29 protein-coding genes and 1 other RNA gene are annotated in these 24811 nt (G+C 63.9%); 18 read left to right on the top strand and 12 right to left on the bottom strand.

Features of this window, described 5'->3' with window-relative positions; all coding sequences use genetic code 11:
* Nucleotides 1-87 precede the first annotated feature (87 nt).
* Nucleotides 88-1890, top strand: a complete 1803-nt coding sequence (locus FJ988_RS18630) for a chloride channel protein (RefSeq protein ID WP_140819804.1) — start codon at nucleotides 88-90, stop codon at nucleotides 1888-1890.
* 3 nt (nucleotides 1891-1893) lie between these two features.
* Here FJ988_RS18630 and FJ988_RS18625 read toward each other — a convergent pair whose 3' ends face one another.
* The 4 genes from FJ988_RS18625 to FJ988_RS18610 form a co-directional block, all read right to left on the bottom strand.
* Nucleotides 1894-2124, bottom strand: a complete 231-nt coding sequence (locus tag FJ988_RS18625; protein ID WP_140819803.1) for a ribbon-helix-helix domain-containing protein — start codon at nucleotides 2122-2124, stop codon at nucleotides 1894-1896.
* Nucleotides 2125-2134: 10 nt separating this feature from the next.
* Nucleotides 2135-2332, bottom strand: coding sequence for a DUF4169 family protein (locus tag FJ988_RS18620; protein WP_140819802.1), 198 nt, complete (start codon nucleotides 2330-2332; stop codon nucleotides 2135-2137).
* A 9-nt stretch (nucleotides 2333-2341) separates the two neighbouring features.
* The gene (locus FJ988_RS18615) at nucleotides 2342-2866 is read right to left on the bottom strand and encodes an SspB family protein (RefSeq protein WP_140819801.1); all 525 of its coding nucleotides are present in this window, start codon (nucleotides 2864-2866) and stop codon (nucleotides 2342-2344) included.
* 116 nt (nucleotides 2867-2982) lie between these two features.
* Nucleotides 2983-3666, bottom strand: a complete 684-nt coding sequence (locus FJ988_RS18610) for a TetR/AcrR family transcriptional regulator (RefSeq protein WP_140819800.1) — start codon at nucleotides 3664-3666, stop codon at nucleotides 2983-2985.
* Between the two features lie 213 nt (nucleotides 3667-3879).
* On the opposite strand from FJ988_RS18610, the gene FJ988_RS18605 reads away from it, so the two are divergent.
* Complete coding sequence (locus FJ988_RS18605) at nucleotides 3880-5085, top strand: multidrug effflux MFS transporter (RefSeq protein ID WP_140819799.1); 1206 nt, start codon at nucleotides 3880-3882, stop codon at nucleotides 5083-5085.
* 43 nt (nucleotides 5086-5128) lie between these two features.
* Here the strand turns inward: FJ988_RS18605 and FJ988_RS18600 are convergent, their stop codons facing one another.
* Nucleotides 5129-5683 (bottom strand): AAA family ATPase, encoded by a 555-nt coding sequence (locus tag FJ988_RS18600; protein WP_140819798.1) that lies wholly within the window; start codon nucleotides 5681-5683, stop codon nucleotides 5129-5131.
* 92 nt (nucleotides 5684-5775) lie between these two features.
* Nucleotides 5776-6136, bottom strand: a transfer-messenger RNA (tmRNA) gene (gene ssrA / locus FJ988_RS18595).
* Nucleotides 6137-6302: 166 nt separating this feature from the next.
* Here ssrA and FJ988_RS18590 point away from each other — a divergent pair.
* Nucleotides 6303-6614 carry a DUF2853 family protein gene (locus tag FJ988_RS18590; protein ID WP_140819797.1) on the top strand — a complete coding sequence of 104 codons (312 nt, stop codon included), beginning with the start codon at nucleotides 6303-6305 and terminating at the stop codon, nucleotides 6612-6614.
* 144 nt (nucleotides 6615-6758) lie between these two features.
* Nucleotides 6759-7553, top strand: coding sequence for a thymidylate synthase (locus tag FJ988_RS18585; protein WP_140819796.1), 795 nt, complete (start codon nucleotides 6759-6761; stop codon nucleotides 7551-7553).
* Nucleotides 7554-7704: 151 nt separating this feature from the next.
* Here the strand turns inward: FJ988_RS18585 and tsaA are convergent, their stop codons facing one another.
* Both tsaA and FJ988_RS18575 read right to left on the bottom strand, forming a co-directional pair.
* Nucleotides 7705-8196, bottom strand: a complete 492-nt coding sequence (gene tsaA / locus FJ988_RS18580) for a tRNA (N6-threonylcarbamoyladenosine(37)-N6)-methyltransferase TrmO (RefSeq protein ID WP_140819795.1) — start codon at nucleotides 8194-8196, stop codon at nucleotides 7705-7707.
* Nucleotides 8197-8209: 13 nt separating this feature from the next.
* Nucleotides 8210-8419, bottom strand: coding sequence for a molybdopterin-binding protein (locus FJ988_RS18575; protein ID WP_027168771.1), 210 nt, complete (start codon nucleotides 8417-8419; stop codon nucleotides 8210-8212).
* A 192-nt stretch (nucleotides 8420-8611) separates the two neighbouring features.
* Between FJ988_RS18575 and modA the strand changes: the two genes are divergently transcribed.
* The 4 genes from modA to FJ988_RS18555 all read left to right on the top strand — a co-directional run bounded on the left by modA (nucleotide 8612) and on the right by FJ988_RS18555 (nucleotide 11670).
* Nucleotides 8612-9403: a molybdate ABC transporter substrate-binding protein gene (gene modA / locus FJ988_RS18570; RefSeq protein WP_140819794.1), complete on the top strand. Its 792-nt coding sequence runs from the start codon at nucleotides 8612-8614 to the stop codon at nucleotides 9401-9403.
* 24 nt (nucleotides 9404-9427) lie between these two features.
* Nucleotides 9428-10132 carry a molybdate ABC transporter permease subunit gene (gene modB / locus FJ988_RS18565; protein ID WP_140819793.1) on the top strand — a complete coding sequence of 235 codons (705 nt, stop codon included), beginning with the start codon at nucleotides 9428-9430 and terminating at the stop codon, nucleotides 10130-10132.
* A complete protein-coding gene (modC, locus tag FJ988_RS18560) occupies nucleotides 10129-11241 on the top strand; it encodes a molybdenum ABC transporter ATP-binding protein (protein WP_140819792.1) in 1113 nt (370 codons plus the stop codon). Before modB ends, modC begins: the two co-directional genes overlap by 4 nt.
* Before the next feature lie 87 nt (nucleotides 11242-11328).
* Nucleotides 11329-11670, top strand: coding sequence for a winged helix-turn-helix domain-containing protein (locus tag FJ988_RS18555; RefSeq protein ID WP_140819791.1), 342 nt, complete (start codon nucleotides 11329-11331; stop codon nucleotides 11668-11670).
* A gap of 5 nt (nucleotides 11671-11675) precedes the next feature.
* Here the strand turns inward: FJ988_RS18555 and cobF are convergent, their stop codons facing one another.
* A complete protein-coding gene (gene cobF / locus FJ988_RS18550; protein ID WP_140819790.1) occupies nucleotides 11676-12449 on the bottom strand; it encodes a precorrin-6A synthase (deacetylating) in 774 nt (257 codons plus the stop codon).
* A gap of 139 nt (nucleotides 12450-12588) precedes the next feature.
* Here cobF and FJ988_RS18545 point away from each other — a divergent pair, with 139 nt between their 5' ends.
* The 6 genes from FJ988_RS18545 to FJ988_RS18520 all read left to right on the top strand — a co-directional run bounded on the left by FJ988_RS18545 (nucleotide 12589) and on the right by FJ988_RS18520 (nucleotide 18403).
* Nucleotides 12589-13608: a DUF4424 domain-containing protein gene (locus tag FJ988_RS18545; protein WP_140819789.1), complete on the top strand. Its 1020-nt coding sequence runs from the start codon at nucleotides 12589-12591 to the stop codon at nucleotides 13606-13608.
* A complete protein-coding gene (locus FJ988_RS18540) occupies nucleotides 13608-14126 on the top strand; it encodes a dihydrofolate reductase (protein ID WP_140819788.1) in 519 nt (172 codons plus the stop codon). Before FJ988_RS18545 ends, FJ988_RS18540 begins: the two co-directional genes overlap by 1 nt.
* Before the next feature lie 239 nt (nucleotides 14127-14365).
* On the top strand, nucleotides 14366-15478 hold the full coding sequence (gene hflK, locus FJ988_RS18535) for an FtsH protease activity modulator HflK (protein WP_140819787.1): 1113 nt from the start codon (nucleotides 14366-14368) through the stop codon (nucleotides 15476-15478).
* Nucleotides 15478-16449: a protease modulator HflC gene (gene hflC, locus FJ988_RS18530; protein ID WP_140819786.1), complete on the top strand. Its 972-nt coding sequence runs from the start codon at nucleotides 15478-15480 to the stop codon at nucleotides 16447-16449. Before hflK ends, hflC begins: the two co-directional genes overlap by 1 nt.
* Nucleotides 16450-16455: 6 nt before the next feature.
* The gene (locus tag FJ988_RS18525; protein WP_140819785.1) at nucleotides 16456-16641 is read left to right on the top strand and encodes a DUF2065 family protein; all 186 of its coding nucleotides are present in this window, start codon (nucleotides 16456-16458) and stop codon (nucleotides 16639-16641) included.
* Nucleotides 16642-16885: 244 nt separating this feature from the next.
* Complete coding sequence (locus FJ988_RS18520; RefSeq protein ID WP_140819784.1) at nucleotides 16886-18403, top strand: DegQ family serine endoprotease; 1518 nt, start codon at nucleotides 16886-16888, stop codon at nucleotides 18401-18403.
* Between the two features lie 45 nt (nucleotides 18404-18448).
* On the opposite strand, the gene FJ988_RS18515 is transcribed toward FJ988_RS18520, so the two are convergent.
* On the bottom strand, nucleotides 18449-19021 hold the full coding sequence (locus tag FJ988_RS18515) for a GNAT family N-acetyltransferase (RefSeq protein ID WP_140819783.1): 573 nt from the start codon (nucleotides 19019-19021) through the stop codon (nucleotides 18449-18451).
* Nucleotides 19018-19905, bottom strand: coding sequence for a phosphoserine phosphatase SerB (gene serB / locus FJ988_RS18510; RefSeq protein ID WP_140819782.1), 888 nt, complete (start codon nucleotides 19903-19905; stop codon nucleotides 19018-19020). Before serB ends, FJ988_RS18515 begins: the two co-directional genes overlap by 4 nt.
* Here serB and miaA point away from each other — a divergent pair.
* Both miaA and FJ988_RS18500 read left to right on the top strand, forming a co-directional pair.
* Nucleotides 19895-20842, top strand: a complete 948-nt coding sequence (miaA, locus tag FJ988_RS18505) for a tRNA (adenosine(37)-N6)-dimethylallyltransferase MiaA (RefSeq protein WP_140819875.1) — start codon at nucleotides 19895-19897, stop codon at nucleotides 20840-20842. The two genes, serB and miaA, sit on opposite strands and share 11 nt — an antisense overlap.
* Before the next feature lie 122 nt (nucleotides 20843-20964).
* Nucleotides 20965-21756, top strand: coding sequence for a GGDEF domain-containing protein (locus FJ988_RS18500; protein ID WP_140819781.1), 792 nt, complete (start codon nucleotides 20965-20967; stop codon nucleotides 21754-21756).
* A 182-nt stretch (nucleotides 21757-21938) separates the two neighbouring features.
* On the opposite strand, the gene FJ988_RS18495 is transcribed toward FJ988_RS18500, so the two are convergent.
* On the bottom strand, nucleotides 21939-23771 hold the full coding sequence (locus FJ988_RS18495; RefSeq protein WP_140819780.1) for an ATP-binding protein: 1833 nt from the start codon (nucleotides 23769-23771) through the stop codon (nucleotides 21939-21941).
* A gap of 154 nt (nucleotides 23772-23925) precedes the next feature.
* Between FJ988_RS18495 and FJ988_RS18490 the strand changes: the two genes are divergently transcribed.
* The gene (locus FJ988_RS18490) at nucleotides 23926-24492 is read left to right on the top strand and encodes a helix-turn-helix domain-containing protein (protein WP_140819779.1); all 567 of its coding nucleotides are present in this window, start codon (nucleotides 23926-23928) and stop codon (nucleotides 24490-24492) included.
* 5 nt (nucleotides 24493-24497) lie between these two features.
* Nucleotides 24498-24806 (top strand): hypothetical protein, encoded by a 309-nt coding sequence (locus FJ988_RS18485; RefSeq protein WP_140819778.1) that lies wholly within the window; start codon nucleotides 24498-24500, stop codon nucleotides 24804-24806.
* Nucleotides 24807-24811 lie beyond the last annotated feature (5 nt).

The raw sequence follows: 24811 nt of genomic DNA, 5'->3' as shown, positions 1-24811 counted from the left end.
AAACGGTCTTGATGAATTATATCGTGTTACGATATGTAGCCGCCCGACGAAAGGTCGGCAATCGCGCCGCCAGAAAGCTGAGTTCCCATGAAATCCGCCAATGCCGGCAACGGCCATCTTCGCGACTTCACCACCGATCCGCGTGTGTTGCTGATCGCCGCCATTGCCGTCGTGGTGGCGACCGCCGGGCTGTTTGCCGGCATCGTGCTGCTGAAGCTCATCCGGCTTGCCACCAACATCGCCTATTTCGGCCAGTTCTCGCTTGCCGATCTGAGGCTCGAAGACACGCCGCTTGGGCTTGCCGCCGTCATCGTGCCGGTGATCGGCGCGCTGATCATCGGCCTGATGGCGCGCTTCGGCAGCGAGAAGATCCGCGGCCACGGCATTCCCGAAGCCATCGAAGCCATTCTTCTGGGACGCTCGCGGCTCGATGCGAAAGTCGCGGTGCTGAAGCCGTTGTCGTCGGCGATCTCGATCGGCTCGGGCGGACCGTTCGGTGCCGAGGGTCCGATCATCATGACCGGCGGCGCCATCGGCTCGCTGATCGCGCAGATGCTGCCGGTCAGCGACAATGAGCGAAAGACGCTTTTGGTCGCGGGCGCGGCGGCCGGCATGACGACGGTGTTCGGCACGCCGATCGCCGCCATCATGCTTGCCGTCGAACTGCTGCTCTTCGAATGGACGCCGCGCAGCTTCATCCCTGTCGCCGTCGCGGCGATCGTGGCGGAAGTCGAACGCACCTTGCTGCATCTGCCGGGGCCGATCTTCCCATTCTCCGGAAGCATGGACGCCTCGATCACCGGGCTTTGCGGCTGGGTGCTGATCGGCATCTGTGCCGGCCTGCTGTCCGGCCTGCTGACGCAATTGGTCTATGCCTGCGAGGACGCTTTCCTGAAGCTGCCGATACACTGGATGTGGTGGCCGATGATCGGGGGCCTGGTGGTCGGCATCGGCGGACTGATCGAGCCGCACGCGCTGGGCGTCGGCTACGACAATATCGCCAATATGCTGGATGGCCGCATGATTGCGGGCGCCGCGCTGATGCTTCTGGTGGTCAAGGCGATCATCTGGTCGGTCGCGCTGGGGTCCGGCACTTCGGGCGGCGTGCTGGCGCCGCTTCTGATCATGGGCGGCGCGATGGGAGCGGTACTCTCAGGCATCCTGCCCGAGGCAAGCCCCGGCTTCTGGCCGCTGCTGGCGATGGCCGCGACCATGGGCGGCACCATGCGCGCGCCGCTGACGGCGACCTTCTTCGCCACCGAGCTGACCGGCAACACGCATGTGCTGGTGCCGCTGATCGCAGCCTGCGCCACCGCGCACGCCGTCACCGTGCTGTTGATGAAACGCTCGATCCTGACCGAGAAAGTAGCCAGGCGCGGCCATCATCTGGTGCGCGAATACCGCGTCGACCCCTTCGCGCTGACCCGGGTGCGCGAGGTGATGACGACCAAGGTCGAGAGCGTGCCGGCGTCGATGACATTGCATGGCGCAGCCGCCTTCCTCACCGCGCCGGAGACGAAACATCCCAGCTTCCCGGTGATCGACGGGGAGGGGCATGTGCTCGGCGTCATCGATCCGCCGGCGATCCTGCGCTGGCGCCGCGCCGGCAAGCATCGCAGCACGACGCTCGGCGAATTGCTCGCGGGGAGCAAGATCACGCTCGCTTATCCGGACGAATATCTGGAGGCGCTTTCCGACAAGCTGCTCACCGCCAATGTCTCGCATCTGCCTGTGGTCTCACGCGAGGATGAGCGGCTCGTCGGTTATATCGGCTGGAAAGATATGATGGGCGTGCGCTCGAAGAAGCAGGCGGAGGAGCGCGACCGTTCGGCATTGCTCAGTTTCGGTGCCAGGCGCAAGGCGGAGCAGGGCGTCAGCGACCCGGTTTGATCTTCACGACGTCTTGCCGCCGCCGCGCTTCGCCCAGGCGAGCACATAGAGCCTCAGCGCCGACGACAGGTTGGCGTCGCGCGTGCGCGTCTCATCGATCTCGCCCACCAGCGCCGCAAGCGACAGCGAGCGCTGCGCCGCTATGGCGATAAGGTCGTCATAGAAGGGCTGCTCCAGCGAAAAGCTGGTGCGGTGGCCGCGGATCGTCACTGAACGTTTCTCGACCGCGGCCATCGAAGATGCCTCAGCGCTCGCCGGGATCGTCAGGCTTTTCCCGACGATGGCCGGCGATGAACTTTTCGGTCTTGTCCGCTGTCAGCCGGTCGCGCTCGCGTTCGGCCTTCGAACGACCGTGCAACGCCCGGTTCTCGCTTGCCAGGCGTTCCTTCTCGGTGCGCGCTTTCTGCTTGCGGGCCTGGCGGAGATTGACGACCTCGCCCATCGCGCCGGCTTACTTCTTGCGGAAGGCGTCGAGCGAAACCACGTCGGCGCCTTTGCCGCCGGTCTCGGCGACGGCCGGCTTCTTCTCGGCTTCGGCGGCCTTCTTCTTCGATTCCGGCTTCTTTTCCGGGACGACGGCGACCGGCTCGGGAGCCGGGGCTTCTTCTTCCATAGTCTCGGTCTTGACGTCGAATTCGAGCTCGAAATTGACGGACGGATCGTAGAAGCCGCGCACGGCCGAGAAGGGGATTTCGAGCTTTTCCGGAACGTCGGAGAAGGAGAGGCCGACCTCGAAGCCGGCGTCGGTCACCTTGAGGTCCCAGTACTGGAACTGGATGACGATGGTCATCTGCTCCGGATAGCGCTCGCGCAGCCTGGACGAGATGCGCACGCCCGGCGCGCCGGTCAGGAAGGTGATGAAGAAATGATGATTGCCCGGAAGGCCGGTGCGCGCGACTTCGGCCAGGACCTTGCGCATGACGCCGCGCAGAGCCTCCTGGGCCAGAATGTCGTAGCGAATGTGGTCGTCGGCCATGTGCTGGTCGGGTTCCGTTGAATCGTCCGCATAGCTGTAATCAAGCTTAGGCGCGGCGTAAACCGCATATAGGCGCAAAGCGCCGAGGCCAAGGGGGGTGCCAGCGATTTGATCGCTCAGGCGTGGGCCAGCACGGGCTGTTTGCCGGCTGGCTGTCTCTTCCGGGCGAAGGCGCTGAGGAAGGTGCGCACGCCATTGGTGGCGGAGCGCAACACCTCTTCCTCGGTCGGCGTGCCGCCGAGCATGAAGGTGATCTGCAGCTCGGCATTGACCAGCGCCTGGAACTGGCGCGCCGCGACGTCGGGATCGCCGATAGACAGGTGGCCGGCAAATGCCAGCCGTGCGAAACGGGCGGCAAGCGCCGACCAGGTGCGGCCCGGTCCCTGTTCGCGCCAATCGGCAAACAGTTCCGGATAGCGTTCGCCTTCGGCCTGGATCAGCTTGCGAAGGAAGCGGCCGTCGCGGTTGCAGATGCAGTTGCGGTTCATGCGCACCGCGAAGGCGATAAGGTCGGCTTCAAGATTGCCCGGCTGGTCGGGGAAGGTGGCGATGGTGGCGAAGATGCCGGCATTGCAGCGCTCGGTCAGGTCGCGCACCACCGCGACGAAGAGCTTTTCCTTGTCGCCATGATGGTTGTAGACGGTCTGGCGCGATACGCCGGCCTCGGCGGCGATCAGGTCGATATTGGCGCCTGCATAACCTTCGCGGCAGAAGACGGAAGCGGCAGCGCCGACCACCGATACGCGTTTGGCCTCATGGCTGCGTGGCGGGAAAGTGTCAGGAGAGATGCCGTGCTTCATCGAAATCTATATAGCGGTGATTGACGAATTGGACAAGTGTGTCTAAATTTGTGGACACAATAAAGGGAAATCCACGCTTCGAGAGACGTGCGAATTCGCTCTTACGGGACGGATGATGTCGCTCTTTTGTGTCGGATTGCCACGGGATGGAACGTCCTGGGTTTAGACGCCGGACTTCGCGGCGGCAAACCAGATTTGAAAAGAGCCTTTATCATGAGTCCCAAATTCCTCCGTATCGCGGTCGTGCTCGGCTTGTTGTCGGCAATCGGCCCGTTCGCCATCGATATGTATCTTCCCGCGCTGCCCTCGATCGGCCAGGATCTCCATGCCGGCACGGCCGCCGTGCAGATGAGCCTCTTGATCTTCTTTCTGTCGATGGGGTTCGGCCAGATCGTCGTCGGCCCGATCTCCGACATGGTCGGGCGCAAGGCGCCGCTCTATGCCGGCCTTGCGCTGTTCATGGTCGGCGGCGTCGGCTCGGCGATGGCGCCGACGATCGAATGGCTGATCGCCTTCCGCTTCCTGCAAGGGCTCGGCGCCAGCGCCGGCATGGCCATTCCGCGCGCCATCGTGCGCGACCTGCATACCGGCAACGAGGCCGCCAAGCTGATGTCGCTCTTGATGCTGGTGTTCTCCGTGTCGCCCATTCTCGCGCCGCTGACCGGCAGCCAGATCATCGAGAATTTCGGCTGGCGCGCCGTGTTCTGGACGGTAACGGGCGCGGCGGCTTTGGCCGCCATCCTGCTCGCAACCTCGCTTAAGGAAACGCGGTCGGCTGAGGAGCGCGCAGGCTCGTCCTTCGGCACGGCTTTGGCCGGCTATCGGCATTTGATGGGCGATCTCAATTTTCTCGGCCTGGTGGCGATCGCGGGCTTCGGCATCGCCAGCTTCTTCGTCTATCTGTCGAGCTCGTCCTTCATCCTGATCGACCATTACGGCCTGTCGCCGTCGGTCTACAGCGTGTTCTTCTCGATCAACGCGGTCGCCTTCATCGGCATGTCGCAGCTGACCGGAATGCTGGCCGACCGTTTTGGCCTGAAGCGCGTCGTGTGGGTGGCGGTCACCGGCTATGCGACGGTGATGGTGGCGCTGTTCGCGATCATGGCTTCGGGCGTCGACCGGCTCGACGTGATGGCGGCGCTGCTCTTCGTCGGCTACGGCTTCCTCGGCCTCGTCATCCCGACCACCTCGGTGCTGGCGATGGAAGAGCATGGCGAGATCGCCGGCACGGCGTCTGCGCTGATGGGCACGCTGCACTTCGCCATCGGCGCGCTGGCGATGGGCGTCGCCGGCATCTTCTTCGACGGCACGCCGCTGCCGATGGTCGCCGGCATCACGCTCTGCGCGGTGATCTCCTTCACGCTGGCCAAGCTCACGCTCGGCCGCTCCCGGGAAGCGGTCGAAGCGCCGGCGGAATGAGGCGGATCAAAGCATTGGAAAAGGCCGGCTTGTCCGGCCTTTTTCATGTCTGTTGCAAACCGGCCCGATCGAGGACGAAGCCCACCCGCTCCTCGAACGGAGCGAGGGGCAGGGGCACCAACTCATAGCCGAGTTCGGTATAGACACCAGTTACCGACAGAAAGGTGCGCTCGGCTTCGTCAAGCGTCTGCTTGCGCTCCTCGTCCTGGGTGAAGATTTCTGGCCAGGGTGGCGCGACAAAGACGCGGCGCGCGTAGCGGAATTTCTCCGCGCTCTTGATGTGATCGGGCACCGGCAGGCCGCAAAGCCTGAGATAGCCGATCGTATCGGCGACGCCGCGGTCGAAGAAGACCGGGCCGGGCTCGGCCTGCGCGGCATGCCAGGAGCGCAGTTCCCACGACAACATCAGCTCGGCAAACAGTGCACGATCCTGCCAGGGCAGGGCAGACCCGCCGATCGCCGTCTGGTCGCGGATGATGCCGCGTCCGGCCTCGGGCGCGGTCGCGAAGCCCTTCGCTTTGAGCGCTTCGATCAGCGTCGTCTTGCCGGAGCCGGGGCCGCCGGTCAGCACGAAAAATCGATCGCTGTCGTTTTGCATGGCTTGTCCGGGGTGACGAGCGGCAGGGCGAGGCCGCGCATAGAGCGCAGGGCACACCTTGGCCGTTCGGTTGATGGGAGAGCAAAGGGGAAAGTGGAGGTTTCTGTTGCCAGGTACCTCCGAACCCCGCCTAGAAGTGCGAACCGCTAGGACTTGATTTGAAGCGTTCGCGCCGCATTAAGCAGCGAGACGAGCTTCCGCATAGTTGTCGTTGGCAACTATAAGTTTAGCCCGATGACGGTGGTACAATGCCGGGCAAAAGTACGATCTTTACACCTTCGTCGATCCTATTTCGCCCCCAGCAAAAGCCGCTCCGTCATCCAGAGCGGTTTTTGGTGGAGGCGCCGGGTACCGCCCCCGGGTCCGAACGGCTTATTTCATCGCCTGTTTATCGCCATAGTCGGTCAAGCCGACGAAGCGAATATAGGGATCGATCAGGGAAAAAGAAAGGCCAAACCGGCACTTGTCCCCGCGGCAAAGCGTGCGGCGCAGGGTTGACTTGCGAGCGCACTCAATCGAAGCTCCCTGCCGGTGAGGAGTCTTCGACCTAGCGCACAGGTTGCGTAGCGCGCCACAACCCTCACCGATCGGATCGGTGGCGCCGAGGAGGGGAAGTTTGATGGCCGACTATCTTGCGGATGTGAAGAAATACGATGCCGGCGCCAGCGCTGACGCGGTCGACAAGATCGTCAAGCATCTGGGCATTGCGCTCAGGAACCGCGATTCCTCGCTGGTGTCCTGCACCGACCCGAAGGAACTCGATCGCGTCCGGGAAAACTGGATCGGCAAGAAGCTTGGCGTCGCCGACGCGGCCAAGGCCAATGCCTCGATCGAGAAGACCTGCAAGGCCATGCATGCCGACAGCACCAAGAGCCGCGTGACCTTTTACTATCTGGTCGCCAAGGATCTCGGCAAACTGGGTTCTCTCTGAAGCGCGAAAGCATTCGGTCGCCGGCACCAAGCAGTGCCGGTGCCGAAGTTTGCGTCACGATCCACACCTGCCGCGGGCTATTCGGTGTTCGAATGCCGACCAGTCGGCTATGATTGGCTGAAAGCCCGAATCGAGGCGGAGCCGATGCGCCAATATCTCGACCTGTTGAAGCATGTGCTGGAGAGCGGCGTCGATCGCGGCGACCGCACCGGCACTGGCACGCGCTCGGTGTTCGGCTATCAGATGCGCTTCGACCTGTCGCGTGGCTTCCCAGTCACCACTACCAAGAAGCTGCATCTGAAGTCGATCATCCATGAGCTATTGTGGTTCCTGGCCGGCGATACCAACATCAAGTATCTCAACGACAATGGCGTCAGCATCTGGGACGAGTGGGCCGACGAGAACGGCGATCTCGGCCCGGTCTACGGCAAGCAGTGGCGCTCATGGCCGGATGGTCATGGCGGCGAGATCGACCAGATCGCGAATCTTTTGAAGGAGATACGCAGGAATCCTAATTCGCGCCGGCTGATCGTGTCAGCCTGGAACCCAGCCGAGGTCGAGGCGATGGCTCTGCCGCCCTGCCACTGCCTGTTCCAGTTCTATGTCTCGGAAGGCCGGCTGTCCTGCCAGCTCTACCAGCGTTCGGCCGACATTTTCCTCGGCGTGCCGTTCAACATCGCGTCCTACGCGCTGTTGACGCTGATGGTGGCGCAGGTCACCGGGCTGAAGCCGGGCGATTTCGTCCACACGCTGGGCGACGCGCATCTTTATTCGAACCATTTCGAGCAGGCGCGCGAGCAGATGCGGCGCACACCGAAGGCGCTGCCGACGATGTGGATCAATCCGGAGGTGAAGGATCTTTTCGCCTTCCGCTTCGAGGATTTCCGCCTCGAAAACTACTTTGCGGATGCGAACATCAAGGCGCCGATCGCCGTTTAGGTTTGTCGATATTCAGGTGAGCCCGGCCTGCGAACGGCGACGTTCTGCGCTTCCGGTGCTCACGTACTGTAAGTACGCTCCGCTCCGGTTCTCGAACGCCACCATTCTCGGCTCGGCCTGACCTGAATCTCGACAAACCTAGGCCGCGTAGCTAACCCGTCTCGAAATCACCCGCCTGCGGCGGCGCGATCGGCTTGAACAGGGTGCGGTCGGGCTTGATGTCGAGCAGCGGCGTGCCGTCGACGCAGTCGAGCCCGCGCACAAGCAGCGTGCCGTCCTCGATGCCGACGAAGGTCGCGATCGAGGTGCCGATCGGGTTCGGCCGCACCGGCGAGCGGAGCGCAAAGGTGCCTCGCGCCGTGCCGTCATTGGCCGGGCTCTGCATCACCAGGTCGCGACGCGACAAATGCAGCCAGTAGAGCACTTCCAGGCGCTCGAATTGGTCGACGCCGCTGAGCGCCTGCCGCCATGGCTGAAAGATTTCGAGGCGGCAGACCGGGCCGTCGGCCCGGCCTTGGCGCGGCGTGACCAGTCGCGAGGTCCATGGCGTGCGGATCAAGCCGACGAAGACCAGGCCGGCATCGGTCGCCTGCGGTGGAGCCACGGCGACTTCGCCCGGCCTGATCTCGTTCTCGCGGACCATGCCGGATGCCGGTTCAGTCGATGCCGACCATAACGTCGGAGGCCTTGATCACCGCATAGGCCTGCTTGCCCTTTTCGAGCGCCAGGTCGGCAACCGCCTCGTTGGTGATCGATGCGGTGACGATGACGCCGCCGCCGATGTCGATCCGCACATGCGAGGTGGTGGCTCCCTTGACGATTTCGGTGACCTTACCCTTGAGGATGTTGCGGGCGCTGATCTTCATGGATGCTTTCCTTTCCGGTTGTTTGGGGCATCCTCTTATCAGAACAATCGCCTGATGCCACGCCGCACGAGGAGGGGCGATCTCGACAAGCGTTTCAAGCGGCGGCGGGCCTTCCCTTGTTATGTTCATGCGGATATATCGGACCAAGGCTTTGGGCCGTACGAATTTTTGAGAAACCAGGGAGAGTGTTTCATGACGGGCAAGGGTTTTGGGTTGAAGGCAATCGCCATGGGCGGTTTGACCGCGATGCTGATGGCTGCCGTGCCGGCGCATGCCGACGACAGCAAGGTGACTGTGTTCGCGGCCGCGAGCCTCAAGGACGCGCTCGATGCGGTCAACAAGGCCTGCGAGAAGAAGGTCGGCGAAGCCGCCACCATCTCCTATGCGGCAAGCTCGGCGCTGGCCAAGCAGATCGAGGGCGGCGCGCCGGCCGATGTCTTCGTTTCGGCCGACCTCGATTGGATGAAGTACCTTTCCGACAAGAAGCTGACCAAGCCGGAGACCGAAGTGCAGCTGCTCGGCAACCAGATCGTGCTGGTGGCGCCGAAGGACTCGAAGGCCAAGGTCAAGATCGAGAAGGGCTTCGATCTCGCCAAGCTCGTCGGCGACGGCAAGCTCGCCATGGCCGATGTCAAGGCGGTGCCGGCCGGCAAATACGGCAAGGCCTCCCTGGACGCCCTCGGCGTCTGGTCGTCGGTCGAAGGCAAGGTCGCGCAGGCCGAGAATGTGCGAGCCGCGCTGAAGCTGGTTTCGACCGGCGAAGCGCCGCTCGGCATCGTCTATGCGACGGACGCCAAGGCCGACAAGACGGTCAAGGTCGTCGGCACCTTCCCGGAGGATTCGCATCCGCCGATCATCTACCCGATCGCGCAGACCGCGGATTCCAAGGACAAAGATGCGCCTGCCTTCCTGAAATGCGTGGAATCGCCGGCCGCCGCGAAGATCTTCAAGGAACAGGGCTTCACCGTCCTTAAGAAGAAATAAGCAAGAAGCTTAGACAATCGCATTATGGATTGGCTGCTGGACCTCACTCCCGACGAATGGAATGCGGTCCGGCTGTCCATCAAGGTGGCATTGGTGGCGATGGTTTTCAGCCTGCCACCCGGCATCCTGATCGCGCTCCTGCTCGCGCGAGGGCGCTTCTGGGGCAAGACACTGCTTAACGGCGTGGTGCACCTGCCGTTGATCCTGCCTCCCGTCGTCACCGGCTATCTGCTCCTGCTGACCTTCGGCAGGCGCGGACCGGCCGGTGCCTTTCTCGCCGAGCATTTCGGCATCGTCTTTTCGTTCCGCTGGACGGGCGCGGCTCTCGCCTGCGGCGTCATGGGCTTTCCGCTGATGGTACGAGCCATCCGGCTGTCGATCGAGGCGGTCGACCGCAAGCTGGAGGCGGCCGCCGGCACGCTCGGCGCCAATCGGCTCTGGGTGTTTGCCACCGTCACGCTGCCCCTGATCCTGCCCGGGCTGATTGCCGGCGCGATCCTTGCCTTCGCCAAGGCGATGGGCGAGTTCGGCGCCACCATCACCTTCGTCTCCAACATCCCCAACGAGACGCAGACGCTGCCGTCGGCGATCTACACCTTCACCCAGGTGCCCGGTGGCGACGAGGGCGCTCTGAGGCTCACGCTGATCTCCATCATCATCTCGATGGCGGCACTCGTTGCTTCTGAAGTGCTGGCGCGGCGCGTCGGCAGGCGGATGGATATCGAATGACGCTCGCGGTCGATATAAGCCATCGTCTGGGAGATTTCGTCCTCGAAGCCAAATTCGACAGCGCCGGCCGGCTGACTGCGCTGTTCGGGCCTTCGGGTTCGGGCAAGTCGACGCTGATCAACCTGATCGCCGGCTTGATCCGGCCCGACAAGGGCCGCATCACGGTCGACGGGCGGGTGCTGGTCGACACGCAAGCCGGTATCTTCGTGCCGGTGCATAAGCGGCGGATCGGCATGGTGTTCCAGGATGCGCGGCTGTTCCCGCATATGAGTGTCGCCGCCAATCTGCGCTACGGCCTCTGGTTCACGCCGCCGGCCGAGCGTTACGCCAATATCGACGCCGTGGTCGACCTGCTCGGCATCGGGCAATTGCTCAACCGGCGGCCGGCGAAGCTGTCGGGTGGCGAAAAGCAGCGCGTGGCGATCGGCCGCGCGCTGCTCGCCAGCCCGAAATTGCTCTTGATGGACGAGCCGCTGGCTTCGCTGGACGAAGCCCGCAAGGCCGAGATCCTACCCTATATCGAGCGGCTGCGCGACGAGACCAAGCTTCCGATCGTCTATGTCAGCCATTCCGTCGCCGAAGTGGCGCGGCTGGCGAGCGACGTCGTGGTGCTGGCGCAAGGCAAGGTCGTGGCAGCCGGCCCGACCGAGGCGATCATGCAGCGGCTCGACCTGTTGCCGGCGGAGGAGCGGGGTGAGGGCGGCGCGGTGCTCGACGCCAAGGTTCTGCGCCATGACGAGGCGTTTGGCATGACAGTGCTTGGCGCGCGGGCCGGCGAGATCCGCGTGTCGAAGCTGGCAAGGGCGGTCGGGGCGCCAATCCGGCTGCGCATCCGCGCCCGCGACGTGATGGTCGCCACCGAGAAGCCCACCGGCCTCAGCGCGCTCAACATCCTGCCGGGCACGATCGTCAGCATGAAGCCGGGCGAGGGGCCGGAGGTCGAGATCGGCATCGACTGCGACGGCGCGGTTGTCATTGCGCGGATCACCGAACAGTCGCGGCAGGGACTCCAGCTGAAGCTGGGGAGCAAGGTGTTCGCGGTCATCAAGACGGTGAGCTTCGACCGGGCCAACACCGGCGCCGGCCTGCCGGCGGAGGTAGGCGTTTGAGGAATGCCGTTATATCGCTATGTGCATTTGGAATAGCGCTCTTTCCCGGCAGGGGTTACTATCGCGCTGTAAATCCGAGGAGATGAAATGCCGTCGCTCAGCCTGCGGATAAATCTCGACCCCGACGGCCGGATCGGTCCGGGCAAGATCGAGCTTCTGGAGCAGATCGCCGCCTTCGGCTCGATCTCGGCCGCGGCGCGCGGCATGGAGATGTCCTACAAGCACGCCTGGGACCTGGTCGAGGACATGAACCGGGTGTTCGGCAAGCCGCTGGTTTCGGCGCAGACGGGCGGCCGCAAGGGCGGCGGCGCGCAACTGACGTCGGTCGGTCTGGCGGTGGTCAGCCGCTTCAGGGCGATCGAGCGGGCTGCCGCTTCGGCCGCGGCCGTGCATATGCAGGCTTTGCAGGCGGAGATTGATGCGGGGTGAGGTGCCTATTCCTCAGGCTCGCCCGGCTTGCGTAGCAAATACGTGTCCATGATCCAGCCCTTCTTGTGCCGGGCTTCCTCGCGGACTTTCTCAATCTCGGCGCCTACCTCGCTGACCCGGCCGGAGATGACGATTTCGTCCGGCGTGCCGAGATACGCGCCCCATTGTATAAGCACGTCCTTGTCGGCCAGCGTGTTGAAGGCGCATTTGCCGTCAAGCATGACTACGGTCGAGCCGGCATTCTCGGGCAGGCCTTCCTCGGTCAGGCGCCGGCCGGTGGTGACGAGGATCGAATCGCCGATGCGATTGAGCGCGGTCGCATGGGCCGCCGCAAGCGCCTGGACGGCGGTAATGCCGGGGATTACTTCGAGTTCGAATTGGACGTTGTCCCTTTGCCGCACGCGTTCGAGGATGCGCAGCGCGCTGTCGTAGAGCGACGGATCGCCCCAGATCAGGAACGCGCCGCAGCCGTGTTCGGCAAGCTCGTCGCGGATCAGGCTTTCATAGATCTCCGCGATCGCCTCGTGCCAGTCGTCGACTGTCGAGCGGTAGGACGATGTCGGCTCCGCCCGCACCGGCACGTCGAACTCGACCCGGCGCGATTTCGGGTTGGTGACGAAGCGGTCGCAGATCTGACGCCGCAATTCGGCGAGATCGTTCTTTTTGGCGCCCTTATCGGGGATGAACAGCACGTCGGCGCGGTTCAGGCCGTTGATGGCCTGGACAGTCATGTGTTCGGGATTGCCGGCGCCGATGCCGATGACGAGAAGCTTGCGCATGGCGATCTCCTGCCCGATCGGCGGCGCGCTGTCCAGAAGTCCCGCTATCCGGTTGCGAAGGGCTTTGAAACGCTACATTGAAACGGGTAGATGAAGACGGCGTCCGGTTCATACCGGTACGCCGTCGAGAGGGGGATCCATGTTTCGCACTGTCCTGACCGCAGCGCTCGCCATGCTGGCCGCGCCGGCTTTTGCCAATGATTCCACCGCCGAGCTCGGCACAGGCGGCCTGATCCTGTCGCGCAGCGACGCGGTGGCGATGCAGAGCGAGGACCTCTTCATCTCGCCGGAAAAGGTCACTGTCGACTACGTCTTCCACAACAACACCGACAAGGATGTCGACGCGATCGTCGCTTTCCCATTGCCCGACATTTCGGGCGATCCGGAGGAAATGCCGGCGATCCCCGAGAACCAGAGCGACAATTTTCTCGGTTTCGAGCTGACGATCGACGGCGTCGCGGCAAAGCCGCAGCTCGAGCAGAAGGTGTTTGCGCTGGGCATCGACGTCAGCGCCGACCTGAAGGCGCAGAACGTGCCGTTCAACCCGTTCGGCGACGCCGCCAAGGCGGCGCTGGCGAAGCTGCCGAAGGCGGTCCTCACCGATTGGGAGAGCCGCGGCATCGTCATCGAAGATCCGGAGTCGGATACCAGCCAGGGCGCCGCGCCGGCCTACACGCCGTTCTGGCAACTGCGCTCGACCTATTGGTGGCGTTCGACCTTCCCGGCCAACAAGGACGTGCAGGTCTCGCACCGCTACAAACCGAGCGTCGGCGGCACCTCCTCGGTCAGCTTCTTCTCGGAAGGCAAGTTCCAGGATCCGCAATACAGCACCTACAAGACCCGCTATTGCATGGACGACGCGTTCGAGAACGCGGTGCGCAAGGCGGCCAAGGACAATGCCGACGGATATCCGAGATACTATGAGAGCCGCATCGCCTATATCCTGACCACCGGCGGCAACTGGGCGGCAGGCACGATCGGCAACTTCAAGCTGACCGTCGACAAGGGCAATGCGAAAGCCCTGATCTCGTTCTGCGGCGACAATGTCAAAAAAATCGGGCCCACCACATTCGAGATGACCGCCAAGGATTTCTATCCCGAGCATGACATCGACATCCTGTTGCTCGAGCCGTCGGACAATGGCGGGAACGGCGGCTGATGGACATCGCGATCTATGTCGCCATCGCCGAAAACGGCGTGATCGGGCGCGAGGGCGGCCTGCCGTGGCGGCTTTCCAGCGACCTCAAGCGCTTCAAGGCCGACACGATGGGCAAGCCGATCATCATGGGGCGCAAGACCTATGAAGGCATCGGCCGGCCGCTGCCCGGCAGGCTTAACATCGTGGTGACGCGCGACAAGGCCTGGCGCACCGAAGGCATCGAGGTCGCTCATTCGCTGAACGATGCGATAGCGCTGGCCAAGGTGCGCGGCCGCTGCATGGCAGGTGCCGAAGAGATTTGCATCGTCGGCGGCGGCGAAATCTATGCGCAGGCTTTGCCAAGCGCCGACCGGCTGCATGTCACGCATGTTCTGGCCAAAGTCGATGGCGATGCGCATTTCCCGCCGATCGATCCAAAGGTCTGGCAGGTGGTGCGCTCGGACGATTTTCCGGCCGGCGAGAAAGACAGCCACGCGACGCGATACATCGTCTACGAACGCCGTCGCGACGCTGATTGACGACGACAAACGGTCGCTGCCAAGCCAAATCGGACGGTTGCGGTGGCACATCGCGTTGAAAGCGTGCCACGGCGTCCCTATAGATGAACGACGTTACAGCGCCGCGCGTCCAGCCGGACGCGCAAAAAGGACGCTGTAAAACTTTGATTTGGCGCATGATCCTTTCCGAACTTCCGGTTCGGGGTCATGCGCTAGGATTGCGCCGTAAGGCCTGAGGGAACCGAAGCGAAAGGACATTCATGCCCTGGAACGACAAGAGCGGTGGCGGCGGCCCATGGGGCGGCGGCGGCAATCAGGGGCCCTGGGGGCAGGGACCGAAAGGGCCGAGCGGCCCGCAAGGCTCACCTCCCGATCTCGAAGACATCATCCGTCGCGGCCAGGATCGGCTGCGGCGCGCGCTTCCGGGCGGCGGCGGCGCCAGCCCCGCGGTGCTGGGGCTGATCGCGCTGGTGCTGATCGTGCTGTGGGCGTTCAAGGCGATCTACACCGTGCAGCCTGATGAAGTCGCGGTCGAGTTGCGCTTCGGTAAGCCGAAGGCCGAGCTTTCGGAGCCCGGCCTGCATTTCCATTGGTGGCCGGTCGAAACGGTCGAGACGGTCAAGATCTCCGAACAGTTGGTCAGCGTCGGCGGCGGCGCGAGCAGCGGCTCCGGGCTGATGCTTTCCGGCGACCAGAACATCGTCAACGTGCAGTTCTCGGTGGCCTACCAGGTTTCCGATCCCAAGGCCTATCTTTTCGACGTTTCCGATCCCGACGGCATGCTGGCGCAGGTCGCCGAGAGCGCGATGCGCGAAGTCGTTGGCCGGCGCCCGGCCTTCGACATCTTCCGCGACGATCGCCAAGGTATCGCAACCTCCGTGCGCGAGATCATCCAGGATACGCTCGATCGCTATAAGACTGGCCTGCAGGTCAATGCAGTCTCGATCGAAGACGCCGCGCCGCCGCGCGAGGTGGCCGATGCCTTCGACGAGGTGCAACGCGCCGAGCAGGATCAGGACAAATTCGTCGCGCAGGCCAACCAGTATTCCAACCAAAAGCTCGGCCAGGCGCGAGGCGAGGCGGCGCAGATCCGCGAAGACGCGACCGCCTACAAGAACCGCGTCATGCAGGAGGCGGAAGGCGAGGCGAAGCGCTTCATCTCCGTCTACAACGAATATGCCAAGGCTCCCGACGTGACGCGCAAGCGGCTCTATCTCGAAACCATGGAGAAGATTCTGAAAGACTCCAACAAGGTCGTCGTCGAGCAGGGCAACGGTCAGGGCGTGCTGCCCTACCTGCCGCTGCCGGCATTGCAGCCGAAGGCGTCGCCGGCGCCGGCCCCGCTGGGCACCACGACGGGAGGTAACCAGTAATGGCCAGCCGTCTTCCCATCATCGCCGTCATTGCGGCTGTCCTGTTGTTCCTGCTTTACTCTTCCATCTTCGTGGTCAATGCCGGCCAGCAGGCGATCGTGCTGAGGTTCGGCGAGATCATCGATGTCAAGAACGAACCCGGGGTCTACTTCAAGGCGCCGTTCGCCTTCTTCGATGCCGACAGCGTGCAAATGATCGAAAAGCGGGTGATGCGCCTGGATCTCGACGACATCCGCGTCCAGGTTTCCGGCGGCAAGTTCTACGAGGTCGACGCCTTCATCGCCTACCGCGTCTCGGACCCGCGCACCTTCCGCGCGGCAGTGTCCGGGCAGATCGAACTCGCCGAGGCCCGTCTCAGAACGCGTCTCGATGCGGCGCTGCGCCGCGTCTACGGCCTGCGCGACTTCGAGGCCGCGCTTTCGGAAGAGCGCGGCAACATGATGCGCGAGGTGCGCGACCAGTTGCGTCCGGACGCGACCTCGCTCGGTCTCGACGTCGAAGATGTGCGTATCCGCCGGACCGATCTCACTGCGGAGGTCTCGCAGCAGACCTACGACCGCATGAAGGCCGAGCGCCTGGCCGAAGCCGAGCGGCTGAGGGCGCAAGGCAACGTGGCGGCGCAGACCATCCGGGCGCGGGCCGACCGCGAAGTGGTCGAGACCGTTGCCGAGGCGCAGAAGGATTCGGAAATCCTGCGCGGCGAGGGCGAGGCGCAGCGCGCCGCGACCTTCGCCGACGCCTACAAGCGCGATCCGGCCTTCTTCGAGTTCTATCGCTCGATGAATGCGTATGGCACGGCGCTCGATAACACCGGGACGACGATGGTGCTGTCGCCGCAGTCCGAGTTCTTCCGCTACTTCCGCGATCCGGAGGCGAAGCCGGAGCCCGGACAGCCGGCGGCGTCGCTGCCGGCGCCGGCCGCGACCACCGCGCCGGCGGCCCCGGCCGCGCAACCCAGCACCGCCCAGTAACGGGCGGTGCAGGATTTTCTGGCGGCAATCGGCCTGGTCTTCGTGATCGAAGGCCTGATCTATGGCGGGTTTCCGGGCCTTGCCCGGAAACTGGCGAGCGAAGTGCTGTCGATGCCGGAAAATGCCCTTCGCATCGGCGGACTGGCGGCGATCGCCGTCGGTGTCGCCGTCGTCTGGCTGGTGCGCGGTTGACTGAATTTATTGGTGACGCAACCGTCGACGATTTATCCTGGATCGGCTCACCGTTTCCACGGAAACGGCGAACCGCTCCAGTTCTTTGTTTGGCGCAATTCCGGACGGAAAACCGTTTCACACTTTTTCCTGGAGTTGCTTTAGATAGCCATAGCCGCAAACGTGCCTTATTTCTTGCCAACATGAGCCGATGGGCGCCTTTGCGGAAAACGCCTGTCCTTTTCAGACATACCGGGAGGCCACGATGACATCCGAGACCTTTTTGCGCGCGGCGCGTCGCACGCTTTTCGCCGGCGCCACGGCCTTCGTGGTCGGCATCGTTGCCGTTCCGTCTTTCGTCACGCCGACCATCGCCTCAGACGGTCCGCCTTCGGTCGCCGATCTGGCTGAGCGCCTGCTGGGTGCTGTGGTCAACATCTCGACCTCGCAGACGGTGAAGGGCACGGAAGGGCCGGGCGCGGTGCCGATGCCGCAACTGCCCGAGGGCTCGCCGTTCCAGGACTTCTTCGACGATTTCTTCAAGAACCGCGGCGGCGACAAGGGCGGCGCTGCGCAGAAGGTGCAGTCGCTCGGCTCCGGCTTCGTCATCGACGCCGACCAGGGCATCGTGGTGACCAACAACCACGTCATTGCCGATGCCGACGACATCGAGGTCAATTTCTCCGACGGCGTGACGCTGAAGGCGAAGCTTGTCGGCACCGACACCAAGACCGATGTCGCCGTGCTGAAGGTCGAGCCCAAGGGCCACAAGCTGACGGCGGTGAAGTTCGGCGATTCCACCAAGATGCGCGTCGGCGACTGGGTGATGGCGATCGGCAATCCGTTCGGCCTCGGCGGCACGGTGACGGTCGGCATCGTCTCGGCACGCAACCGCGACATCAACTCCGGCCCCTATGACGATTTCATCCAGACCGACGCTGCCATCAACCGCGGCAATTCCGGCGGTCCGCTGTTCAACGACCAGGGCGAGGTCATCGGCATCAACACGGCGATCATCTCGCCGTCGGGCGGCTCGATCGGCATCGGCTTCTCGATCCCCTCGCAGCTCGCCGCCGGCGTGGTCGACCAGCTCCGCCAATTTGGCGAGACGCGGCGCGGCTGGCTCGGCGTGCGCATCCAGCCGGTGACCGACGACATCGCCGAAAGCCTCGGCATGGCGACCGCCAAGGGCGCGCTGGTGGCCGGCGTCATCAAGGGCGGCCCGGTCGACAACGGTTCGGTCCAGGCCGGCGACGTCATCATCAAGTTCGACGGCAAGGACATCCACGAGATGCGCGACCTGCCCCGCGTCGTCGCCGAAAGCCCGGTCGGCAAGGCAGTCGACGTCGTCATCGTGCGCAAGGGCGTCGAGCAGACGGTCAAGGTCACGCTGGGCCGACTCGAGGATGGCGAGAAGCTCGCCAGCGGCGAGAACGGCACCACCACCGATCAGGACAATGGCGACAAGGCGCCAGCGGTCTCGACTGCTTCGGTGCTCGGCATGACGATCGGCGAGCTTGACGATGCTACACGGCAGAAATTCGGCATCGCCGCCGATGTGTCGGGCGTCGTCGTCACCGACGTCGCCAAGGATTCGGCCGCCGCCGAGCGCGGCATCCAGCCGGGCGAGGTGATCACCGAGATCGCGCAGGAATCGGTCGCCACGCCGAAGGACGTGATGGACCGGATCGGCGCGCTGAAGGAGCAGGGCCGCAAGAACGCGCTCCTGATGCTGGCCTCGAAGACCGGCGAGCTGCGCTTCGTGACGATCCGGATGGATTGAGTCGCAGAAGGTCGGCAACCGCTTGGTTTGAAAAGAAAAAGGCGGCTATTGAGCCGCCTTTTTTCTTGCCTGCCATTCCTTGCGCTTCAGCCTGTAGAGGACATGCCGCTTGAGCTGAGGGTGGCTGTCCGGGATGTCGGGATGATCGAAGTCGTTGGCGGGATCGGCGTGCATGCCGAGCCGCTTCATCACCGCGGTCGAGCGATGGTTTTCGGCAACCGCGAAGGAAACGACCTCGTCGACGGCCAGCGTTTCGAAGCCGAAGGCGAGCCAGGCTTCCGAGGCCTCTGTGACATAGCCCTTGCCCCAGAATTCCGGCGCCAGCCGCCAGCCGATCTCGATCGCGCCGTCCGGCAGCGATGGCACATCATCCGTATCCAGGAGACCGACGAAGCCGATGCATTCGCCGGTGGCCGCGATCTCGGCGGCGGCGAAGCCGTAGCCGTCTTCGTCGATCCAGCCGCGGAGTTCGTCCATCTTGGCGTCGGCGGTCGCGCGGTCACGCCGGAACGGGAAGAACTCCATGACGCGTTCGTCGGAGTTGATGCGGTGGAAGAGCTCGCGGTCGCGATCTTCCCAGTTGCGCAGGATCAAGCGCTCGGTTCGAATGGGTCTCACTTGGCGAACTCCTCGCGGCGATAGCCCTGCAGATAGAGCAGGGCGGTCAGGTCGGCATGGTCGATGCGCACCTTGGCCTGTGCCGCCACGGACGGCTTGGCGTGCAGCGCGATCCCCGTCCCGGCAAGGCGGATCATGTCGAGGTCGTTCGCGCCGTCGCCGACGGCAATGGCGTCCCCGCTCGTCAGGCCAAACCTGGCCGCGATGTCGATGAGGGCCTCGGCCTTGGCGGCGCGGCCGAGGATCGGCTCGGCCACCATGCCGGTGAATTTCCCATCGTCCTCGAGCAAGCGGTTGGCTCGGTTCTCCTGAAAACCCAGCATGGCGGCGATGCGGCTGGTGAAGACGTCGAAGCCGCCGGAGACGAGCGCCGTCCACGCGCCGTTGGCGCGCATGGTTTGCACCAGGGCGCGGCCGCCGGCGGCGAGCGTCAGCCGGCCGGCGATGATGCGATCGACCACGCCGGTGTCGAGGCCCTTCAGCAAGGCGACGCGCTCGCGCAAGGCGGGCTCGAAGGCGATCTCGCCATTCATCGAGCGCGCGGTTATTTGCGCGACATGGTCCTTGACGCCGATCTCGTCTGCCAGCTCGTCGATGCATTCCTGGTCGATCATGGTCGAATCCATGTCTGCCAGCAGGATCTTCTTTCGCCTGCCGTCGGCCGGTTGGACGATGACATCGACGGGTTCTGAGGCCAGTGCCGCGCGCAGTTTGGCCGTCAGTTCGCCGGCATCTGGTCCTTCCGGCAGGGTGAGATCGCAGGCGACGTCTTCGGCCAGCCACCGAACGGCGCTTGCGCCGACGGCCCGCGAGGCCATATTCGCTAGCGAGGCCGGCACGGAGCGGGCTTCGGGACGGGACACGAGCGTGGCGATCAACAGCATCGACAATTCCGGCAGGCAGGCGGGCGAAGGCCGCGTGAAAAACGCGATCCTGATAGCCGGGCCGACCGCAAGCGGCAAGTCGGCGCTGGCGCTCGATCTCGCCGAACGCAAAGGCGGCGTCATCGTCAACACCGATTCCATGCAGGGCTATTCCGTGCTCGACGTTCTGACAGCGCGGCCGAGCGCCGCCGAAATGGCGCGCGCGCCGCATTTGCTTTATGGCCATGTGCATCCCTCGACGGCCTATTCCACCGGCGCCTGGCTGCGCGACGTGACGAAGCTGATCGACGATGGCGTGTTGTCGGATCGTCCCGTGATATTCGTCGGCGGCACCGGGCTTTACTTCCGCGCGCTGGCCGAGGGCATTTCGGACATGCCCGACATTCCACAGGCGGTGCGCGACCGCTGGCGCTATGAGCTCAAGGAACAAGGCGCCGAAAGGCTGCATCGTCTGCTGATGCGCGAGGATTCGGCGGTCGCCATGCAGCTTAAGGCCACCGACAGTCAGCGCATTGTGCGGGCGCTGGAAGTGCTCGATGCCTCGGGGCGTTCCATCCTCGACTGGCAGGCGGCGCGCGGCCGGCCGCTGATCGACCGCGACAGCGCGCGCTTCATGGTGATCGAGCCCGACCGGGCGGAGCTGGTGCGGCGCATCGAGACGCGTTTCGACCAGATGCTCGACAAGGGCGCGCTCGACGAGGTTCGGCACCTCACGGCGCTCGACCTCGATCCGGCCCTGCCGGCGATGAAAGCGATCGGCGTGCGCGAGTTGCAGGCGGCAATGGGCGGGCAGTTGGCTTTTCCCGAAGCAATCGAGCGCGCGAAGATTGCGACCCGGCAATATGCCAAGCGGCAGAGTACATGGTTTAGGCATCAACTGGGATCGGAGTGGCGCAGGCTCCAGCCGGGCGACGTATCGGCGATCCTAACCGGGTAATACCATTTTCAATCAGAAACTTAGAATATTTCGTTCAACTTCCCGCCAGGGTTGTCCGGGTTAACCCCGCCGTAAGGCCGGCCATGCCATAACCTTCGAGGTTGCAGTGCCGCGGGGAGTTGATGCGTTTTCATAAGGCGGAATCCGCTTTTTTTGTCTTCATTTTTGTGATCCTGGCAGCCGGCCTGGTGACGGCCTACGCCTATACGCAGTTGCAGGGCATCGCCACCGATCTCGACTCCGCATCCCGCATCGGCAAGATCGTCTATCTCAACAAATTGCTGTTCGGGACCGGAGCCTTGCTGGCGACGGCTTTGTTCTTCGGCGTCTTTTTCATCTATCCGCTGATCCGTGGCCAGGTGCGCGAGGAAGGCAAGCTGCGCGCCATGACCGTGTCGCTCAGCGCCCGTTCGCAGACGCTGGAGCAGGCAGCGCTCACCGATGGCCTGACCGGCATGCAGAACCGTCGCTATTTCGACGACGCACTGCGCGAATATCTCGAGGAATTCCGGCGCATAGACAGGCCGATCGGGCTGATGATCCTGGACCTCGACCATTTCAAGCAGGTCAACGATACGCACGGCCACGATGTCGGCGACGAGGTGCTGAGGGCGGTCGCGACATGCCTGAGAGGCATGACGCGCTATCACGACGTGGTGGCGCGCCTGGGCGGCGAGGAGTTCGCCGTCGTCACGCCCAATATGGAGATCGAGCTGCTCGGCAGGTTCGCCGAGCGCATCCGCAAGGCGATCGCCGGCATGTCCATCATGTCGGGCAATGTGCGGCTGAAGGTCACCACCAGCGTCGGTCTCGCCGTCTGGGACCACAAGGAAAGCGCCGAGGATTTTTACCGCCGCGCCGACCGCCAGCTCTACGAGGCGAAAAAGCAAGGCCGCAACCGCGTCTGCGCCTAAAATCCCACCTTTAAATTCGTGAGGCTGGCCGTCTGAAGCCACCCTCTGCGCTTCCGGTGCTCACGGACTTGAATGTCCGCTCCGCTCCGGTTCTCGAAGGTAACTTCAGCCGGCTCAGCCTGACGAATTTCCTGGCGGGATTTACCCAAGAGGATCGGAGGCAATTTAAGAGGTGAGCGCTCTCAATCGTTGAATTGGCGCATGCCGAAGGTCGAGGGCTTCAGGCCGTAGCGTGTGTCGAAGTCGTCGTCGGGCTGCGCACGCGTAGCGGCGGCCGGCTTCTTGTAGTCCGGGTCGCCGGCCTGACGCGAGGAATCCACCACTTCGGCGAAGGCCATGGACTGCTGGGGCTTCGGCACGTTGCGCAGGCGCTCGACGATCATGGCTAGGTCGACATCGTTGCCGTCGATGGACGCTTCGGTCTGTTCGCCTTTCTGGGTGCCCGGAATGAACTCCTGCGCCAGCTTTTCGAATTTCAGCCGCATGGTCGTCGCCACACCCTCGCCGAAGGCGATGGCTTCGCGCTGGCCCATCGAGGACAGGAAGGCCAGCGTCGAGGCCGAGGAGTCGGCTATCGCCGAGCGGATGATGGCCTGGTCCTGCTCGTTGGCGAGGCGCATGGCGAAGAAGGTCGAGCACTGCGACAGGATAGTCGGGTCGAGCTCGCCCGGGCGCTGGGTGACAACACCGAGGTAGCAGCCATATTTTCGGCCTTCCTTGGCAATGCGCGACAGCGCGTGCCTGGTCGGCGCGAAGCCGAGGCGCGCATCGGCGGGCATATAGCGATGGGCCTCCTCGCAAAGCAGCAGCAGCCGCAGCCTGCCCTCGCTCCATAGCGCAAGGTCAAAGGCCAGGCGCGCCAGCACCGAGCAGACGGAATTCACCACTTCGGACGGCATGCCCGCCATCTCGAAGCAGGTCACCGGGCGGCCGTGGCTGGGAACGCGGAAGATGTTGCCGATCGTTTCGTGGATCGTGTCCTCGATCAGGCGCGAATTGAACATGAAGCGATAGCGCGGGTCGGCTGCCGCCGATTCGATGCGCGTCTTCAGCGATTTCAGCGCCGGGCGGTCATTCTTGCTTTCCAGCATGCCCATGCGCTCGTCGATCTGCTTGATGAGATCGGCGATACGGTAGGGCACCGGCGTGTCGGCCGTCAGCGCGTCGCTGCCGCGCCTGATATAGGTGCCGGAATTCGGGTTGCGATAGAGGTTCTTGGCGGCGGGGATCAGGTCGCGCAGGACATCGACTTCTTCCGGCACGGTCTCGCGGCCACGAAACAGGACTTCTGCGAATTCCTCCAGCCTGAACATCCAGAACGGCAGGTCGAGCGTCTTGGAATCGACCTTGACGCAATATTCCGGCAGCGAGGCGGCGAATTCGTTGTGCGGGTCGAGGATGAGCACGCGCAGGTCCGGCCGCGCCTCGATGGACTTGCGCAGCAAAAGCGAGACAGCGGTGGATTTGCCGACGCCGGTGGTCCCGACGATGGCGAAATGGCGCGCAAGCGTGTCGTCGATGGCGATATTGGCGTCGATCGCCTCATCCTGCGACAGCTTGCCGATGGTGACCGAATGACGACCAGCGAGATCGTAGACCGCCTGCAGGTCGCGGCTGCGGATGCGGTGCGCAACGGCGCCGATATGCGGATAGATGGTGATGCCTCGATCGAAGACCGGCTTGGCGCCCGGCTGTGCGCCTTCTCGCACCTCGCCGATCAGCTCGACACTGACCTCGATCGGATTCTGGCCCTCATTGCTCCAGGCGCGATCGGACTTGCCGATCTCGTAAACCAGGCCGACCGTGCGCGCGGTGCCGAGGTTGATCGAGATCATCCTGCCGACGGTCCACTGGCCGGTCACCGCGCCGTCGGCATCCTCGGCGTAGGCGCTGATGGTGGCGCGGGCGCCGTCGCACTGAACGACATTGCCTAGAATTCGGCTATCGTCCTGGTCAACCTCACGCCGTTCCTGAGAAGTCAGTTCGCCCACGGAGGCTTCACGTTCGACAAACATCGGTGATCCGATCCCATTCCCCTGGAGCGTCGACCCTAGCCAATCGGGGTTAAAGTCACGTGAGGTCTGATGGTGTAGGCGGCGTTAAGGCGGCCCACGCAATTCGATCGAACCGGGCACTTTCCAATCGATGAGATTTCGATATATTGGACGTATGAATGATATATCGAATGAAATAGCTGCGACCATAGGCAGGCGGATCCACACCGAAAGGACGATGCGGAACTGGTCGCTTGCCGAGCTTGCCGAGCGCTCCGGTGTTTCGAAAGCCATGCTGAGCGCGATCGAACGCGGCATGACCAGTCCAACCGCCGTGCTCCTGGTGCGCATCGCGGCGGCCTTCGGCATGACTTTGTCGACGTTGATCGCCAGGGCTGAAATGCAAGGTGGCGGGCTTTTGCGCAAGGCCGACCAGCCGGTGTGGCAGGACCCCCAGACCGGCTATATCAGGCGGCACCTGTCGCCGATCTCGCAGATGCCGCTGGAGCTGATCAGGGTCAGCCTGCCGGCCGGGGCCAAGGTGAGCTTGCCCGCGGCATCCTATGCCTTCATCAAGCAGCAGATCTGGCTGATCGACGGCCGCCTCGACTTCACCGAGGGCGATGTCGTTCACAAGCTGGAGCCCGGCGACTGCCTGGCGCTCGGCGCGCCGTCGGACTGCACCTTCCATGCCCCTGGACCGAAGGCGGCCGACTATCTCGTGGCGCTGGTCAGGGACTGACCTCGATGCCGCGCCGACCGAAACGCTCGCACAATGGCGGGCCGCCGCTCGAGGACTATGACGGCCCGCCCTGGGGCAAGGGCGACGCCTATCTCTTCCTTGCCTGGCGCGCCGCGCATGACAAGGCCTGGAAGGCGCCGAGCCACACGATCATGCTGATGCGCCTGGAGCGGGCCGAACGGCTCGGTCTCACTTACGAAGAATACACGCTCGAGATCCTGGAACGCGGGCGTCATCTCAGCGAGGAAGATGCCGAGCGGGTCGCGGAGATCCGCCGGGCGCGGCGCCATCGGCGGATCAGCCATTTCGAATAGCAGAG

This window comes from Mesorhizobium sp. CU3 (genome assembly GCF_006442965.1).
Lineage (GTDB): Bacteria > Pseudomonadota > Alphaproteobacteria > Rhizobiales > Rhizobiaceae > Mesorhizobium.
This window is presented reverse-complemented; position numbering and strand designations above follow the sequence as displayed.